18 protein-coding genes are annotated in these 15143 nt (G+C 64.8%); 7 read left to right on the forward strand and 11 right to left on the reverse strand.

Going from position 1 to position 15143, the window contains the following annotated elements; all coding sequences use genetic code 11:
* Positions 1–55 precede the first annotated feature (55 nt).
* Positions 56–667 (forward strand): glutathione S-transferase family protein, encoded by a 612-nt coding sequence (locus tag GV832_RS03100; RefSeq protein ID WP_168773354.1) that lies wholly within the window; start codon positions 56–58, stop codon positions 665–667.
* Between the two features lie 220 nt (positions 668–887).
* On the opposite strand, the gene GV832_RS03105 is transcribed toward GV832_RS03100, so the two are convergent.
* Entirely contained in the window at positions 888–1175 is a 288-nt protein-coding gene (locus GV832_RS03105; RefSeq protein WP_168773471.1) for an HU family DNA-binding protein, read from the reverse strand.
* Positions 1176–1292: 117 nt separating this feature from the next.
* Positions 1293–2753: an AMP nucleosidase gene (locus GV832_RS03110; RefSeq protein WP_168773355.1), complete on the reverse strand. Its 1461-nt coding sequence runs from the start codon at positions 2751–2753 to the stop codon at positions 1293–1295.
* A gap of 94 nt (positions 2754–2847) precedes the next feature.
* On the opposite strand from GV832_RS03110, the gene GV832_RS03115 reads away from it, so the two are divergent.
* Positions 2848–3672: an SDR family oxidoreductase gene (locus GV832_RS03115; RefSeq protein WP_168773356.1), complete on the forward strand. Its 825-nt coding sequence runs from the start codon at positions 2848–2850 to the stop codon at positions 3670–3672.
* Positions 3673–4041: 369 nt separating this feature from the next.
* Positions 4042–5007 carry a TerC family protein gene (locus tag GV832_RS03120; protein WP_168773357.1) on the forward strand — a complete coding sequence of 322 codons (966 nt, stop codon included), beginning with the start codon at positions 4042–4044 and terminating at the stop codon, positions 5005–5007.
* Positions 5008–5208: 201 nt separating this feature from the next.
* Here GV832_RS03120 and GV832_RS03125 read toward each other — a convergent pair whose 3' ends face one another.
* Positions 5209–5571: an HIT domain-containing protein gene (locus GV832_RS03125; protein ID WP_168773358.1), complete on the reverse strand. Its 363-nt coding sequence runs from the start codon at positions 5569–5571 to the stop codon at positions 5209–5211.
* A 3-nt stretch (positions 5572–5574) separates the two neighbouring features.
* Positions 5575–7152 (reverse strand): DUF5928 domain-containing protein, encoded by a 1578-nt coding sequence (locus GV832_RS03130; protein WP_168773359.1) that lies wholly within the window; start codon positions 7150–7152, stop codon positions 5575–5577.
* Between the two features lie 149 nt (positions 7153–7301).
* On the opposite strand from GV832_RS03130, the gene GV832_RS03135 reads away from it, so the two are divergent.
* Positions 7302–8120 carry a sulfotransferase family protein gene (locus GV832_RS03135; RefSeq protein ID WP_168773360.1) on the forward strand — a complete coding sequence of 273 codons (819 nt, stop codon included), beginning with the start codon at positions 7302–7304 and terminating at the stop codon, positions 8118–8120.
* A 190-nt stretch (positions 8121–8310) separates the two neighbouring features.
* Here the strand turns inward: GV832_RS03135 and GV832_RS03140 are convergent, their stop codons facing one another.
* Both GV832_RS03140 and nth read right to left on the reverse strand, forming a co-directional pair.
* The gene (locus GV832_RS03140; protein ID WP_168773361.1) at positions 8311–9294 is read right to left on the reverse strand and encodes an adenosine kinase; all 984 of its coding nucleotides are present in this window, start codon (positions 9292–9294) and stop codon (positions 8311–8313) included.
* Positions 9281–9928, reverse strand: a complete 648-nt coding sequence (nth, locus tag GV832_RS03145) for an endonuclease III (protein ID WP_168773362.1) — start codon at positions 9926–9928, stop codon at positions 9281–9283. Before nth ends, GV832_RS03140 begins: the two co-directional genes overlap by 14 nt.
* Before the next feature lie 78 nt (positions 9929–10006).
* On the opposite strand from nth, the gene GV832_RS03150 reads away from it, so the two are divergent.
* Positions 10007–10834, forward strand: coding sequence for a methylated-DNA--[protein]-cysteine S-methyltransferase (locus GV832_RS03150; protein ID WP_168773363.1), 828 nt, complete (start codon positions 10007–10009; stop codon positions 10832–10834).
* A 103-nt stretch (positions 10835–10937) separates the two neighbouring features.
* Positions 10938–11591, forward strand: a complete 654-nt coding sequence (locus tag GV832_RS03155) for a YiaD family glycine zipper/OmpA-like lipoprotein (protein WP_168773364.1) — start codon at positions 10938–10940, stop codon at positions 11589–11591.
* Positions 11592–11709: 118 nt separating this feature from the next.
* Here GV832_RS03155 and GV832_RS03160 read toward each other — a convergent pair whose 3' ends face one another.
* The 5 genes from GV832_RS03160 to GV832_RS03180 all read right to left on the reverse strand — a co-directional run bounded on the left by GV832_RS03160 (position 11710) and on the right by GV832_RS03180 (position 14354).
* Positions 11710–12267, reverse strand: coding sequence for a F0F1 ATP synthase subunit B family protein (locus tag GV832_RS03160; RefSeq protein ID WP_168773365.1), 558 nt, complete (start codon positions 12265–12267; stop codon positions 11710–11712).
* A gap of 4 nt (positions 12268–12271) precedes the next feature.
* Positions 12272–12799, reverse strand: coding sequence for a F0F1 ATP synthase subunit B' (locus GV832_RS03165; protein WP_168773366.1), 528 nt, complete (start codon positions 12797–12799; stop codon positions 12272–12274).
* A gap of 82 nt (positions 12800–12881) precedes the next feature.
* Positions 12882–13127, reverse strand: a complete 246-nt coding sequence (locus tag GV832_RS03170) for a F0F1 ATP synthase subunit C (protein ID WP_168773367.1) — start codon at positions 13125–13127, stop codon at positions 12882–12884.
* A gap of 31 nt (positions 13128–13158) precedes the next feature.
* A complete protein-coding gene (locus GV832_RS03175; RefSeq protein WP_168773368.1) occupies positions 13159–13971 on the reverse strand; it encodes a F0F1 ATP synthase subunit A in 813 nt (270 codons plus the stop codon).
* Positions 13968–14354, reverse strand: coding sequence for an AtpZ/AtpI family protein (locus GV832_RS03180; protein WP_168773369.1), 387 nt, complete (start codon positions 14352–14354; stop codon positions 13968–13970). Before GV832_RS03180 ends, GV832_RS03175 begins: the two co-directional genes overlap by 4 nt.
* A gap of 189 nt (positions 14355–14543) precedes the next feature.
* On the opposite strand from GV832_RS03180, the gene GV832_RS03185 reads away from it, so the two are divergent.
* The gene (locus GV832_RS03185) at positions 14544–14882 is read left to right on the forward strand and encodes an ArsR/SmtB family transcription factor (RefSeq protein WP_168773370.1); all 339 of its coding nucleotides are present in this window, start codon (positions 14544–14546) and stop codon (positions 14880–14882) included.
* Positions 14883–15143 lie beyond the last annotated feature (261 nt).

The following is a 15143-nucleotide window of genomic DNA, read 5'->3' on the forward strand; positions in this document are numbered from 1 at the left end:
AGGTTATGTCAGGAGCCCTCGGCGATAAAGCCCCATCGCAACCAAGGAGACCGACATGCTGACCCTTATCCACGCGCCCAACTCGCGCTCGACCCGCATCCTGCAGCTGATCCACGAGATGGGGATCGAAGACCGTATCGAGATCAAGCCGGTGGGCATCATCTACCGCGACGGCTCGGGCACGCCGGACCCGGCCAATCCCCATCCCGAGGGCAAGGTGCCGGCCCTGATCCATGACGGCACGCTGATCACCGAAAGCGGCGCCATCATGCTCTATCTCACCGCGCTTTTCCCCGAGAGCGGCCTGGCGCCCAAGCCCGGCAGCCCCGAGCGCGGCGCCTACCTGACCTGGCTCTTCTGGTACCAGGGCGTGATGGAGCCCGTGATGTGGATGGCGGGCATGGGGATCGACCACCCCGGCCTGCGGCGCAACTTCCGCGGCATGGCGGAGGTCCAGGCCCGGATCCGAAAGGCCCTGGCCCAGGGCCCCTGGCTCTGCGGCGAGGCCTATTCCGCCGCCGACCTGATCTGCGGCTCGGCCTTTGCCTTCTTCCCTCAGTTCGTGCCTGACGAGCCCGCCTTCAAGGACTGGGTCGCGGCTTGCGCCGCCCGCCCCGCCCTGGCCCGGGCCAAGGCGGAAGATGCCCAGATGGTCGTCGCGGCCTGACAGGACAGACCGGGGAGGTGCTACCTCCCCGGACCCCTCCGGGATATTTGGGCCAATGTGAAAGGGAAAAGGCCCTCACGCTTCGACCCATCGCCGATCTGCGTCTTTCATACTGGCCCAAATATCCCCGCCGGAGGCTCCGACCTGTCCTCCAGCGCCTTGGCCAAACGAAAAGGGCCGCCCATTGACGGGGCGGCCCTTGGTCACGATCAGCGCCGGTTCAGGCGTTGACGGAGTCCTTCAGCGCCTTGGCGATGGTGAACTTCACCTGCTTGTCGGCCTCTTTCTTCACCATCTCGCCAGTGGCAGGATTGCGCACTTCGCGCGCGGGGCGCTCGCGGCAGACGACCTTGCCGAGGCCCGGCAGGGTCACGGCGCCGCCGGCGGCGACTTCGCGCGCCACGACTTCGGAGATGGCATCCAGCGCCGCCGAAGCGGTCTTCTTGTCGGCGCCCATGGCATCGGCCAGGGCGGCCACGAGTTGGGTCTTGGTCATCGGTTTGGTCATCATGTCCCTCGGATGATCTTTATCGGATAGGGGTGCCGAAAACGGCCTGCCGCTCCGTGAACAGGTTTTTCGCTCGCATGGCAAGGGGTTTTGACCCTTGGCGGCCAAAAACGGCCGTCAGAGGAAGGCGGTTTCCTCGAAACTCCGCAATTTCCGGCTGTGGATCTCGCCCAGCGGCATTTCCCGCAGGGTCTCCATCGCGCGGATGCCGATTTGCAGGTGGCGGCTGACCTGGGTCTTGTAGAAGTCCGAGGCCATGCCGGGCAGCTTCAACTCGCCATGCAGGGGCTTGTCCGACACGCACAAGAGCGTCCCGTAAGGCACCCTGAAGCGGAAGCCATTGGCGGCGATGGTGGCCGATTCCATGTCCAGCGCAATGGCGCGGGACTGGGACAGGCGCCGCACGGGGCCGGAGTGGTCGCGCAGCTCCCAGTTGCGGTTGTCGATGGTCGCAACCGTCCCCGTCCGCATGATGCGCTTCAGCTCATAGCCATCCAGTTGCGTCACCTCGGCCACGGCCTCTTGCAGCGCGATCTGGATCTCGGCCAGGGCCGGGATCGGCACCCAGACCGGCAGGTCGTCGTCCAGGACATGGTCTTCGCGCAGGTAAGCATGGGCCAGGCAGAAGTCGCCCAGGTTCTGGCTGTTGCGCAGGCCTGCGCAGTGCCCCACCATCAGCCAGGCATGGGGGCGCAGGACCGCGATATGGTCGGTCGCGGTCTTGGCATTGGACGGGCCCACCCCGATGTTGACCAGGGTGATCCCGTTCCCATCGGCGCGTTTCAGGTGATAGGTCGGCATCTGGGGTGTCTTGGACGAGGGCTCCAGCACGCCATCCGCCGTGGTGATCATCGCATTCCCGGCCGCCACGAAGCCCGTGTAGCCCAGGGCGGGATCGGCCAGGGCGGCGCGGGCAAAGGTCTCGAACTCTTCGACATAGAACTGGTAGTTGGTGAAGAGGACATAGTTCTGGAAATGGCTGGCATCGGTGGCGGTATAATGCGACAGCCGCGCCAGCGAATAATCGACGCGCTGCGCCGTAAAGGGCGCCAGCGGCAAAGAGCCATCGGGGTTCTGCACCCGCGTCCCGTTGACGATGTCGTCATTGGTGGTCGACAGGTCCGGCACGTCGAAGACATCGCGCAGCGAGAAATCCAACACGCCCTGGTGCGGCACCGTTTGCCCCGCCATGGCGAAATGCAGGGGCATGGGCGTGTCAGAGACCCCGATCTCGACCGGAACGCCATGGTTGCGGATCAAGAGGTCAAGCTGCTGCGTCAGGTAGTTGCGGAAGAGATCGGGCTTGGTCACCGTGGTGGAATAGACACCCGGATGGCTGACATGGCCAAAGGACAGGCGGCTGTCGACCTTGTCATGGCTTTGCACCGTCAGGCGAATCTCGGGGTAATAGGCGCGGATGCGGTGGGCGGGTTTGCCCTCGCTCAGCGCGCGGGCGAAGCCTTCGGACAGGAAGCGCGTCGCCTCGGCGTAAAGCGCCTCCAGTTGGGCGACGGCGGCTTGCGCATCGGTGAAGGACAGGCGGGGCGTGGCGTCGGGGGAGTGGATATCGTCTTGCATGGGGCATTTAAGGCGTGCAACCGCTGCAAGGCAAGTGAAAGGATGATGACATCTGGCCCTTGCGAGCCTGCTTGGCCTGGGTGAGAAAGGGGCCATGAAAACGCTCCTCTCCATCGGACATGGCTATTCGGCCCAGGCCCTGGCCCGCCGCCTGAAGGGCTGGCGCATCATCGGCACCACGCGCACGCCCGAAGGTGTGGCCGAGCTGGCCGCCCTTGGCGTCGAGGCGCGGCTCTGGCCCGGTCAGCCCCTTCCGCTTCAGGAGGCCACGCATCTTTTGACCTCGGTGCCGCCGGGGGCTTCGGACCCGGTGCTGGCGGCCCATGGGGATCAGATCGCCAAGGCGGGGCTGGAATGGGTGGGCTATCTCTCGACCACGGCGGTCTATGGCCATCACGACGGCGCCTGGGTGGACGAGACGACGCCGCCCGACCCCTCGACCCCGCGCGGCGCGGCGCGGTGGCGGGCCGAGCAGGCCTGGGCCGCCCTGGGGCTGCCCCTGCACATCTTCCGCCTGGCAGGCATCTACGGCCCCGGGCGCGGCCCTTTCGAGAAGGTCCGCGACGGCAGCGCCCGCCGGATCATCAAGCCGGGGCAGGTCTTCTCCCGCATCCATGTCGATGACATCGCCAATGTGCTCGAGGCCGCTTTGCTGCGCCCGGCGCCCGGCGTCTACAATGTCTGCGACGACGACCCGGCCAGCCCCGAGACCATCCTCGGCGCGGCTGCCGAGATGCTGGGCCTGCCCCCGCCGCCCATGGTCCCCTATGACCAGGCCGAGATGACCGAGATGGCGCGCAGCTTCTATGCCGAGAACAAGCGGGTGCGGAACGACAAGATCAAGCAGGTCCTTGGGGTGAAGCTCCTCTACCCCAGCTACCGCGAGGGGCTGGAGGCGATCCTGAAGGCGGGCGGCTGAGGGCCCCGCCCCTCCTTCGGTCAGCGGACCCGTGCCGTTTTCGCGCTGCCGCCCCGGGCTTGACCCGGGGCCTCGACCCTCGAAGACCGCGCTTTCCCCGAGGTCGCCCCCCGAGGTCGAGGCCCCGGGGCTCAAGCCCGGGGCGGCGGCTTGCTTGCGGCGCCTCGATCGCAAACCCGCCCACCGCCCCCGCAACACCCAAAGCGACGGAATTTCGATCACGAGGGGTTGAACAGTGGCGCCGGCTGCTTAAATTCCATCAGCGGACCGGGCCCCTCTGACGCGAAAGCGTGATGTCGGACCGCACCGAGCAAAGCTCGATCGGGGCCCCTTCCCGTCGAGCCCAACAGAGAGGTTCGACAGAACACCATGTGGGAATTCCTGCTTTCGCCCTTCCTCGGCACCGCCGTCTGGATGTGGCTGACCTTCATCACCCTGGTCCTCGGCCTGCTGGCCGCCGACCTTGGCCTCTTTCACCGTGGCGCGCGTGAGATCGGCGTGGCCGAGAGCCTGCGCCTCTCCGCCCTTTACATCGCCTTGGGCGTCAGTTTCTCGCTCTTCGTCGGCTACCAGATGGGCGGCGCCGCAGCGACCTCCTACCTGACCGCCTTCGTGGTGGAAAAGTCGCTGTCGATGGACAATGTCTTCGTCATCGCGCTGATCTTCTCCTCGCTGGCCATCCCGCCCGCCTATCAGCACCGGGTGCTCTTCTGGGGCATCCTGGGCGTGATCGTGCTGCGCGGCATCATGATCGGCCTCGGAGCGGCGCTGGTGGCGCAGTATCACTGGGTCCTCTATGTCTTCGCGATCTTCCTGATCTTCACCGGCATCAAGATGCTCTTCGCTGGTGAGCATTCGGACCCCGCCAACAACCCGATGGTCCGCTTCCTGAAGTCGAAGATGCGGCTGACCGACAAGCTGGACGGCGAGAAGTTCTTCACCCGCAAGGACGGCGTGCGTTACGCGACGCCCCTCTTCCTCGCGCTGATCATGGTGGAGACCGCCGACCTGATCTTCGCCGTCGACTCGGTCCCCGCCGTCTTCGCGATCACCGCCGACCCCTTCCTGGTCTATACCTCCAACATCTTCGCGATCCTTGGCCTGCGCGCCCTCTACTTCGCGCTCTCGGCCATCCTGCACCGCTTCGCCTATATGAAGTATGCCCTCTCGGCGCTGCTGATCTTCATCGGGTCGAAGCTATTCATCGCCGACCTGATGGCTTGGGACAAATTCCCCGCCTCGGTCTCGCTGGGTGTGACCTTCGCGATCCTCGCGGCCGGAGTGGGCGTCTCGATGTGGAAGACCCGCGGCACCCCGCCCGCCGCGCATCCCTGAAGCTGAAGGCGCCGCTGCCAAGGCGGCGCCCCTGAGACCAACCAACCCAAAGGGGCGCGCCCGATCCGGCAGCGCCCCTTTCCCTTTCACCTTGGCACAAATATCCCACGGGGGTGCGGGGGTGTGAAACCCCCGCTTCTTGTCGCGGGTGCGGGGGTGTGAAACCCCCGCTCTTCGGGCAGATGCAGAGAGCCCCTTGGCTCACTCCGGCTCGACCATCCGTCCCATGGGCCGCCCGCCCAGGATATGCAGGTGGTAATGCGGCACTTCCTGCCCCCCCGCCTCGCGCGTGTTGGAGATGGCCCGGAACCCCGGGCCAAGGTCCAGCATCGAGACGACCTTGGCCACGGTCCGGTGGAAATCCACCAGCTCCTCGGCCGAGGCCTCGGCCGAGAAATGGTCGAGGCTCACATAGGCCCCCTTGGGGATCACCAGCACATGGACCGGCGCCAGCGGCCTTATGTCGTGGAAGGCCAGGCTGTGCGCGGTCTCCAGCACGGTCTTGTTCGGGATCTCGCCCCTCAGGATGCGGGCGAAGATATTGGTCGGGTCATAGGTGAACATAGGTCAATCCACGAAGAGGTAAGAGGTCGCGGCGATCTCCCGCGCCTTCGCCGCAGGTATATCGAGGAATTCGGCCAGCGGCACGGTGTTTTCATCGACGCTGACCGCCTGGCGGATCTGGTAGAAGCCCGGAAAGCCCGCATCCCGGATGCGGTCGCTTTCGAAGCGCACGTCATAGCGGATCGTGGGCAGAAGCCTTGCAATGACCTCGACCGGGGTGGAGTCCGCCGCGAGCCCCACGCGCTTGGCATGGCCGATCAGGTAATCGTCGGTGAAGTCGCACTGGATCTCCAGCAGCCGCACCTTGGCCTTGTCGTTGTAGAAATCCTGCATCAGATCGACATTGGCCGGGTCGATGCAGACCACCAGCACATCGGACTGCCAGTAATCGAAGAGCATCCGCACCAGGGCCCGCCGATGCCGCGTCCGCTTCTCCAGCGTGGACTGGATGCCGCCGAGATCGGGCAGGGGGGTCGAGGTCTCGTTGAAAAGGTAATCCACCGCCGGGAAATTCGTCACCTGCCGCACCCGGTCCACCAGGCGCTTGGCGACATGCCATTTCTTGCAGGTCACCATCAACAGCGTCCGCGTCCGCCCCAAGGAGCTTTCCGTCTCCCAGAAGCGCGGGGCGAAACGGCGGCCCACGCGGCCGCGCCCCACCAGGAAGTTGAAGAGGCTCCGCCCCTCGTTCGAGACGGCAAAGCGATGCCCGGTCTCGATGTAAAGCTTGCCCAGCCGCTCTTTCAGCTCGATGGCATCTGGGCTGATCTTGCGGGCAAAGAGATAGTCCTGCGCCAGCAAAAGGTCGTAGTGGTCGTTGTAGAAGCTCACCGGCATGCCGTAATCGGTGAACATCAGGAAGGTCAGGGTCCGGGCCTTGATCTCGACCTCGGGGACCAGGTGGCGCACCAGGGTCTGGAAGAAGGTCTCGTCCGGGATCCAGGTCGTGGCGAAAAACCGCATCACATCCGGCCGCGCCTTGCAGAAGGCCAGGATCAGCTCCACCGTCCGCCGCCGCAGGCACCACCATTGGCTGCCGATCATCATCTGGATGTCATGGGGCACCGACCGCTTCAGCCCCAGCCGCTCTTGCCACTGCATCGAGCGGTAGAACCACTTCTTCTGCGTGCGTTCGTTGAAGAAATGGCGATAGATCAGCCGCTCTTCCTTGATCCCGGTCTTGATCCAGTCCGAGGCGAAGAAGTCGAAGCTTTCGATATAGTCGCATTCCGTCGCATCCAGGAAGCGATGGGCATATTCCGCCGTCTTCACCGGCATGCAGTCGCCCGAGAGCATGTAGAAATGCGTGGCGCGCGGAAAGGCCTCGACCGCGGCCTCGACGGCCTGGAGCGTGGCATCGACCAGGCTCCACTCCCCCCAGCCGCATTTCACGCGGCGGGCGGCAAAGGCCACGGCCGGGTTGGTGGCCAGGGCCTCGCGGATGCGGTCATAATCCTCGCGCTTGGCGCGGGCGTCGAAATGGATGGCGATGAAATCCCCGGCCGCCGTCAACCGCTCCGCCTGGGCGATGATTCCGGCGGGGTCCTTGTGGCAGAGAAGGATATAGGCAATTTTCGCCATATTCGAAACGATCCGACGGTTCTTCTGTTCTTTGTTGCCCTAGATAGCTTTATCGGACATTGAAAAGACAGACATTCTTTGCTTTTTTCGCCCTAGAATTTCCGTGGTTCTGGGCCACAAGGGCCAAAGACCCCGAAGGAGGCGTGTAGATGGGCTTTCCAGGCACCTGGATGACCGAAAGTGGATCTGTGGTTTACCGCGTGGTGCCGAAATGCGCCTGCTCGACCATCGGGCAGATCATGTTCTATGCCGACCACGGCAAGTTCTTCGATGGCGACATCCATGACGCCACGGCCGGCATGCACAAATGGTCGATGGAGGCCTCCCAGCCCCTGATCGAAAAGGTCGTCAAGGCGCGCAAGACCTATACTTTCACCTGCGTCCGGAACCCCTATACCCGCATCCTGTCGTCGTTCTTCGACAAGATCTGCGGCATCCAGCGGAACGGGCGGCGCTACCGCGGCAACATGGTCCCCCTCCTGGTGCAGAAATACGGGGTCGAGGTCGGCGGGCCGGATGGGAAAGAGGAGTTCGACCAGATCGCCTCCTTCCGCCGCTTCCTGCTCTTCGCCCGCGACACCATCCGCTTCAAGAAACCGATGGAGCCCGATATCCACTGGAGCGCGATGTCGGGCCATATCTCGACCTTCATCGTGAACGGCGGGCGCTATGACCAGATATTCTTCACCGAGAAGTTCGATGCGGGCATGCAGGTCGTCGTGGACAACATGAAGCCCAAGCACGCCATCGACCTGAAGACCATCCCCCGTTTCAACGAGAGCGAAGGCCACGGGCCGAAGCGCGCCCATCCGGTGGAAGACTATTTCGACGACCTCAGCCGCCACCTGGTCTGGGAGATCTACAAGAAGGACTTCCAGCTCTTCAAATATGACTTCGACAACCCCGGGAACAAGATGCCCCTGGCCGAAGTCGACCTGGCCGAAGTTCACGCCAAGCTGGGCGAGTAAGCGCTGGTGGACAGCGCTGGAGGGGTTTCACACCCCTCCAGACCTCCCCGTGGGATATTTCTGAAAAGATGAATGAGGGCGGGCGCGCCAAGTTGGGGGCGCCCACGCTTTGGCCGCCGAGGTGGCGCTTTCCTCATTCATCTTTTCATAAATATCCCGGGGGTCCGGGGGCAGCGCCCCCGGCGGGTGGTCAGAGAAGCCCCTGCTGACGGAACAGCGCCTTCAGGTCGGTCTCGGGCCTGGCGCCATAGTGGCTGATGACCTCGGCTGCGGCCACGCAGCCCATGCGGCCGCAGGTGGCCAGGCTCTGGCCCGTGGCGACGCCATAAAGGAAGCCCGCCGCGAATTGGTCGCCCGCCCCCGTGGCATCCACCGGCACGATGCGGTGGACGGGCACCACGGCCCGCTCGTCACCCCTGACCACGATGACCTCTTCGCCCGACCTTGTGCAGGCGACCATGCCCGCATCGCGGGAGGCCTGCTCCAGCGCCGAGGAGAGGTCGGTCTGGTAGAGCGAGGACCATTCATGCTCGTTGCCGATCACGTAGTCCAGGTCCTTGACCAGGCGGCGGAAGTCGTCGCGGTGGCGGTCGACGCAGAAGGGGTCGGAGAGCGCAATCCCCGCCTTGCCCCCCGCCTTCTGGCAGAGCTTGGCCGCGCGTTCGAAGGCCGCTTTCCCCTTGGGCTTGTCGTAAAGATAGCCCTCGAGGAAGAGGAGGCTCGTGGACCCCGCCACGTCATCGGACACATCCTCAGGGCCGAGCTCCGACGAGATCCCGAGATAGGTGTTCATCGACCGCTCGCCATCGGGCGAGACGAAGATCATTGACCGCGAGGTCGGAAGCTCTCCGCCGGGCACGGGCGCGTTGACGAAATCCGTGCCCCCCTCGGCCAGGGTCTGGGCATAGAAGCGCCCGAGCGCGTCGTCATGGACGCGGCCGATGAAGGCGGTCTTAAGGCCAAGGTTGCCGAGGCCCGCAAGGGAATTCGCCACCGATCCACCGGGGATCTGGCGGCGCTCCTGCATGGCGCCATAGAGGATTTCGCCCCTTTCGCGCTCGACCAGTTGCATGATGCCCTTCTGGATGCCCATGAGCTCCAAAAAGCTGTCATCGGCGGGCGAGATCACATCGACGATGGCATTGCCGATGCCGACGACGTCATAGGTTTTCATCTTTGTCCTCAAAAAGGCAGAACTCCCTGATCGGGCAGATTCCGCAGCGGGGTTTTCGGGCTGTGCAGATATAGCGGCCGTGCAGGATCAGCCAGTGGTGGGCGTGTTTCTGATACTCGGCCGGGATATGGTCTTCGATGGCGCGTTCGATGGCCAGTTCATCCTTGCCCGGACAGATGCCGGTGCGGTTGGCCAGCCGCAGGATATGGGTGTCCACGGCCTGGGTGGGCTGTCCGAACCACATGTTCAGGACCACATTGGCCGTCTTGCGGCCCACGCCGGGCAGGCTTTTCAAGGCGGCCCGCGACGAGGGGACCTCGCCGCCGAAGTCGTCGATCAGGCGCTGGGAGAGCTTGATCACGTTCTTGGCCTTGTTGCGGTAAAGGCCGATGGTCTTGATATGCTCGGTCAGGGCCTCTTCACCCAGGGCCAGCATCTTGGCGGGCGTGTCGGCGATGGGGAACAGCTTGGCGGTCGCCTTGTTCACCCCCACATCGGTGGATTGCGCCGACAAAGCCACCGCCACCAACAGCGTGAAGGCATTGGTGTGATGCAGCTCTCCCTTCGGCTCCGGGTTCAACTCCGCGAACCGGGCGAAGATCGCCTTCAGGGTCAGGTAATCCAGCTGTTTCATGCCTCTCCTATGACCCAGCCGGGCGATTTGCGCAAGAATCGGGTGTCACGCACCGCAGGGGCCCCTTAGGTTCGGCTTATGGAACAGAGCTATCACTATCAGGTTATCGCCCGGGCGCTGCGCGAGATCGACGCCACGCCGGGCCTTGGGCTGGAGCCCCTCGCCGCCCGGCTGAACATGAGCCCGGCGCATTTCCAGAAGGTCTTCTCGGCCTGGGTCGGGGTCAGCCCGAAGAAGTATCAGCAATACCTGGCCTTGGACCAGGCCAAGCGCATGCTGGCCAACCGCCATACGGTGCTGGAGACCGCCTTGGCCGCCGGGCTTTCGGGGCCGGGGCGGCTCCATGACCTGTTTCTCACCTGGGAGGCCATGTCTCCGGGCGACTACGCCAAGGGGGGCGAGGGGTTGACGGTCTTCTGGGGCTGGTTCGACAGCCCCTTTGGCCTGACTGCGGTGACCGGCACCGAAAAGGGCCTCTGCGGCATGGGGTTCGCGGCAGAGATGGGCGATGCCGCTTTGGAAGACCTGCTGAACCGCTGGCCCAAGGCGCGGTTCATCGAGGACCCGATGTTCCTGCGCCCCTGGGTGCTGCAAGCCTTCGGAGGCCAGGCGGCGCCGCTTTACCTGATCGGCGCCCCGTTCCAGATCAAGGTCTGGGAGGCCCTGCTGCGGGTGCCTTCGGGCCATGTCACGACCTATAGCGACCTCGCGGGGGCCGTGGGCACGCCCAGGGCCGTGCGCGCGGTGGGCACGGCGGTGGGGCGCAACCCGATCTCCTGGCTGATCCCCTGCCACCGGGCGCTGCGCAAGTCGGGCGAGCTCGGTGGCTATCACTGGGGCCTGCCCGTCAAGCGCGCCATCCTGGCCTGGGAGGCCGCGCGCGAGGAGGCGCTCACCGGAACCTGATCCGGCAAGAAGCTGCCGAGACCCCGGCGCCCCTTCGCCATGCTTTGGTCGCGTGATATAAGGCGCCCATGGCCGCAAAGGCCGAAAGCAAAGAGGCAGCAGAATGATTGCGAAGAAGACACTTGTGCTCTCCCTGGTTTCCCTGACGGCGCTGAGCGCCTGCCAGACCTCGACCCAGCGCATCCAGGACCCGAACTACCGGACCCAGAACGGAGCGATTGCCGGGGCCGTGGGCGGGGCGATCCTGGGTGCGGCCTTCTCGGACAACAAGAGCGCGGGGGCGCTGCGGGGGGCGCTGATCGGCACGGCCATCGGCGGCGGCATCGGGGCCAACCTCGATGCGCAGGCGGCCGACATGCGCGCGCGGCTGGGCAACCCGAACATCACCGTCACCAACATGGGCGACTACCTTTTGGTCAACCTGCCGCAGGACGTGACCTTCGCCACGGGCAGCGCCAATGTCCGCCCCGACCTCGCCCGCGACATCCAGTCGATTGCCGCCAATCTCGTGACCTATCCGAACTCGAACATCGAGGTCGTGGGCCATACCGACAACGTGGGCACCGCAGCCCTGAACCAGGACCTGTCCGAGCGTCGCGCCTATGCCGTCTCGTCGCTGCTTCTGTCGGCGGGCGTGCCTGCGGCGCGGGTCGTGACCTATGGCAAGGGCTTCAACCAGCCGGTGGCCTCGAACGACTCCGAGGCCGGACGGGCCAAGAACCGCCGGGTGGAAATCCTGGTGCGCCCGAAGTCGTAAGCCCTGTCACGGGGCCCCGCCAGAAGGGGTCCCTTCGCCACGCGCCGCTTGAAAGACAGGTCGACGCAAAGCAAAAGGCCCGGGAGCGATCCCGGGCCTTTTCCATTCTGTGGGTCGCTCAGTGAATGCGGGCCGCGACCTGGGCGATCGAGGCATCGACCGAAGCCGCCGCCTGTTCCGCCGTCATCTGGCTCTTCAGCACCTCGGCAGCCACGGCGACCGAGACGCTGACCGCGCGATCCCGCACCGCAGCTTCGGCAGCCTTGACGGTGCTTTCGATCTGCTCTTCCGCCGCCGCCAGCTTGCGCGTGATGGCCTTGGCGAGGTCCGCCTTGGCCAGCTCGGCCGCGGCTTGCGCTTCGGCCTTGGCACCTTCGACGATGCGGGCCGACTGGGCCGTCACTTCACGCGCCTTGGCTTCGTAAGAGGCCAGAAGCGCCTGGGCCTCTTCCCGCAGCAGGCGGGCTTCGTCCAGGGAGTTCTTGATGCCATTGGCGCGGTCATCCAGCATCCGGCCGATCATCCCGGGGACGCCGAAATAGATCAGCGCGCCGACGAAGACGATGAAGGCCAGCGAGACGACGAAATCGGCATTGCGCAGCGAGAAGAACGGGCCTTCCGCTGCCAGCACCGGGCTGGCCGCGAGGATCAGGGAGAGGGAGAGAAGTTTCTTCATGTCCTTACCCCTTGACCCGAGCCGAAACCGCAGCCTCGATGACCGAAGGCTCGGCCTGGCCACCCAGCGCCTGAACCAGGGCGCCCGCCGTGTCCCGCGCCACTTCGGCGACGGCCACTTCGGCACCGGCCCGGATTTCGGCGATGCGCTTCTCGCTCTCGGCCGCCTTGGCCGCGATCTGCGCGTCGGCTTCCGCCGTCGCCTTGTCCAGAACGGTCTGGATCTCGGCCTTGGTGGCCGCGATGATCTTGGCCGCCTCGACCCGCGCATTTTCCAGCGCAGCCGTATAGGCGCCCTCGGCCGCCTTGGCCTTGGCCTTCAGCTCTTCCGCCGCCGCCAAGTCCTTGCCGATCGTGCCGTTGCGTTCTGCGAGGATGCCCCCGATCCGCGGAATGGCGATCTTTGCCACCACGAACCAGATGATGACCAGGGCCACCAGAAGCCAGAAGATCTGGTTCGGCCAGGTCTCGAAATTCAGTTGCGGCATGCCAGCGGAGTGGCCCGCCTCGGCTGCTGCTTCTGTCGTTGCCATGATTGGCCTCCCGTCAGATCTGTTCGGATTGAACCCGGCCGGACGGGTTGCCCCGCCCGGCCGAGGGTCGCTGGTCCAAAGATCAGACGGCGAACATCAAGAGCAGAGCGATGAGGAACGAGAAGATCCCCAGGGCTTCGGCGAAGGCGATGCCGACGAAGAGGTTGGCCATTTGCGAGGAAGCGGCCGAGGGGTTGCGCAGCGCGCCGGCAAGGAAGTTGCCCGCGATGGTGCCCACGCCGATGCCGGCGCCGCCGAGACCCATGGTGGCCAGGCCGGCACCGATGTATTTGCCCATGAGCGCGAGGGAAGCGAGATCGCCAGTCATTGGTATTCTCCGTCAGTTGGAAAGGTTGAGATCAGTGGTGCGCTTCGCCGACGGCGTCACGCAGATAGACACAGGTGAGGATGGTGAAGACGTAAGCCTGCACCACGGCCACCAGAAGTTCGAGCCCGTAGATCCCCGCAATCGCCAGGATCGACACGCCGGAAACACCCGCCTTCATCGCGATGCCCACGGTGGGGATGCCGACGATGCTGGCAAAGCCCGCAAAGACCTTGATCACGGCGTGACCGGCCATGATGTTGCCGCCCAGACGAATGGAGTGCGACAGCGGGCGGACGAAATAGGAAATCAGCTCGATCACGGCCAGGATCGGACGCAGCGCGAGCGGCGCGGACGAGACCCAGAACATGCCGAGGAAGCCCAGGCCCTTCTTGTAAAGCCCGACCAGCGTCACCGTCAGGAAGACGCCAAGGGCCAGGACCGCCGTCACCGCGATATGCGAGGTGGGCGAGAAGGACTTGGGCAGAAGACCCAGGAGGTTCGAGGTCACGATGAAGGTGAAGAGCACCATCAGCCAGGGGAAGAACTTCGCCCCTTCGTGGCCCAGCACATCCTCGACCATGTCATGGATGAAGCCATAGATCAGCTCGCCGATCGACTGGACGCGACCCGGGATGACCGAGCGCCGCGCCGTGCCCAGAACGAAGAGCAGGAAGATCGCGACGACGGCGATGCCCAGCCACAGGGTCTGGTTGGTGATGGTGAAGAGGCCGATTTCGGGCCCATGCCCGCCACCATGTTCCCCAGCCGCGCCCGCAAACAGCGGGACGATCTGGAACTGGTGCATCGGGTCGATCAAAAGGCCGCCTGCTTCCGCCACGTTCATTCCCCTTCGTCATCGGCAGCCTTGGCTGCCTGAACCTGTATCCTGGCGGCCTTCGCCGCCTCTTGTCCCGCCGCCTCCTGGGCCGCTTGGGACGCTTGCAACTGCTTTGCCGAACCCAGCATCGTCTTGACGCCCGCCGCAAAGCCGAAGAGCGAGAAGATCACCAGGAAGAGCGGTTTCGTCCCCGTCAGGGTGTCGATCCCGTAGCCGATCGCCAGTCCGAGCGCCATGCCCGTCGCCAGCTCCAGCACCATCCTCCAGGCCACCTCGCCCTGCGAGAAACCCGACCCCGTCCGCTTGGGCTTCCGCGTCCTCTGACCCTTCAGGGCATCGATCCGCGCCTCAAGCGCAGCGAGCCGTTCGGGGTCGGGTTCCGTGGTCATGACGCCCTCGCAACAGTTGGCGCAACCTAGAAAGACAGGCGCCAAGAGTCAACCAAGGTTATTCAGGCCCTAACGCGGGGCAAGTCATTGATTTGTAATGACAAGGCCGAGGGTGTCGCCCGGCGTAAACCCGGCCCGCATATTCAACCAGCCGGTTGACCTTCGTCTTTGCAAGCCGCAAAATGCGCCATGACCTCAGCGCTCGACCTGACCTTCGCCGCCCTTGCCGACCCGACGCGGCGTGCCATCCTGCGCATGCTGCTGGAGGATGACATGGCGGTTACTGATGTGGCCGAGCCCTTCCAGATGTCGCTGGCCGCGATCTCCAAGCATCTGCAAGTCCTGACCGAGGCCGGTTTGATCAGCCAGGAAAAGCGGGGCCGCGTGAAGTGGTGCAAGCTCGAGCCCGAAAGCCTCCGCGCGGCTTCGGTCTGGATGCAGGGCTTCGGCCAGTTCGACCCCATCGACCTGGATGCCTTCGAACGGTTCCTCGAGGCCGAGCTGTCCGCCGACCCCGAAGCGCCCTAGCAAGCCCCCAAGCCGCGCGCTGCCAGAGAGCGCCGGAGGTTTCACACCCCCGGACCCGTCCCAAAAGCCGGGGGTTTCACACCCCCGGACCCCCGTGGGATATTTATGAAAAGATGAAAATGAAGGCGGAGCCAGACGGGGCCGAGGTCGGCGCCCATGGCAAAGATGCCGACCTGAGCAAACCGCGCTTCTTGCGCCCGCAGGCCAGAGAGCTTCGGCTTGGACTGTGAGGCAAAGTTGGAGCCCCTTCCTCGGGCCTGT

It is taken from the genome of Stagnihabitans tardus, assembly GCF_009925085.1.
Classification (GTDB): domain Bacteria; phylum Pseudomonadota; class Alphaproteobacteria; order Rhodobacterales; family Rhodobacteraceae; genus Stagnihabitans; species Stagnihabitans tardus.

Excerpts from the sequence above, each read along its gene's own strand:
- GV832_RS03165 (WP_168773366.1), bottom strand. The coding sequence starts at position 12,799 with ATGGCAACGACAGAAGCAGCAGCCGAGGCGGGCCACTCCGCTGGCATG.
- GV832_RS03125 (WP_168773358.1), bottom strand. The coding sequence starts at position 5,571 with ATGTTCACCTATGACCCGACCAATATCTTCGCCCGCATCCTGAGGGGC.
- GV832_RS03155 (WP_168773364.1), top strand. The coding sequence starts at position 10,938 with ATGATTGCGAAGAAGACACTTGTGCTCTCCCTGGTTTCCCTGACGGCG.
- GV832_RS03140 (WP_168773361.1), bottom strand. The coding sequence starts at position 9,294 with ATGAAAACCTATGACGTCGTCGGCATCGGCAATGCCATCGTCGATGTG.
- GV832_RS03100 (WP_168773354.1), top strand. The coding sequence starts at position 56 with ATGCTGACCCTTATCCACGCGCCCAACTCGCGCTCGACCCGCATCCTG.
- GV832_RS03150 (WP_168773363.1), top strand. The coding sequence starts at position 10,007 with ATGGAACAGAGCTATCACTATCAGGTTATCGCCCGGGCGCTGCGCGAG.
- GV832_RS03175 (WP_168773368.1), bottom strand. The coding sequence starts at position 13,971 with ATGAACGTGGCGGAAGCAGGCGGCCTTTTGATCGACCCGATGCACCAG.
- GV832_RS03185 (WP_168773370.1), top strand. The coding sequence starts at position 14,544 with ATGACCTCAGCGCTCGACCTGACCTTCGCCGCCCTTGCCGACCCGACG.
- GV832_RS03170 (WP_168773367.1), bottom strand. The coding sequence starts at position 13,127 with ATGACTGGCGATCTCGCTTCCCTCGCGCTCATGGGCAAATACATCGGT.
- GV832_RS03110 (WP_168773355.1), bottom strand. The coding sequence starts at position 2,753 with ATGCAAGACGATATCCACTCCCCCGACGCCACGCCCCGCCTGTCCTTC.
- GV832_RS03105 (WP_168773471.1), bottom strand. The coding sequence starts at position 1,175 with ATGACCAAACCGATGACCAAGACCCAACTCGTGGCCGCCCTGGCCGAT.
- GV832_RS03160 (WP_168773365.1), bottom strand. The coding sequence starts at position 12,267 with ATGAAGAAACTTCTCTCCCTCTCCCTGATCCTCGCGGCCAGCCCGGTG.
- nth (WP_168773362.1), bottom strand. The coding sequence starts at position 9,928 with ATGAAACAGCTGGATTACCTGACCCTGAAGGCGATCTTCGCCCGGTTC.
- GV832_RS03135 (WP_168773360.1), top strand. The coding sequence starts at position 7,302 with ATGGGCTTTCCAGGCACCTGGATGACCGAAAGTGGATCTGTGGTTTAC.
- GV832_RS03180 (WP_168773369.1), bottom strand. The coding sequence starts at position 14,354 with ATGACCACGGAACCCGACCCCGAACGGCTCGCTGCGCTTGAGGCGCGG.
- GV832_RS03120 (WP_168773357.1), top strand. The coding sequence starts at position 4,042 with ATGTGGGAATTCCTGCTTTCGCCCTTCCTCGGCACCGCCGTCTGGATG.
- GV832_RS03130 (WP_168773359.1), bottom strand. The coding sequence starts at position 7,152 with ATGGCGAAAATTGCCTATATCCTTCTCTGCCACAAGGACCCCGCCGGA.
- GV832_RS03115 (WP_168773356.1), top strand. The coding sequence starts at position 2,848 with ATGAAAACGCTCCTCTCCATCGGACATGGCTATTCGGCCCAGGCCCTG.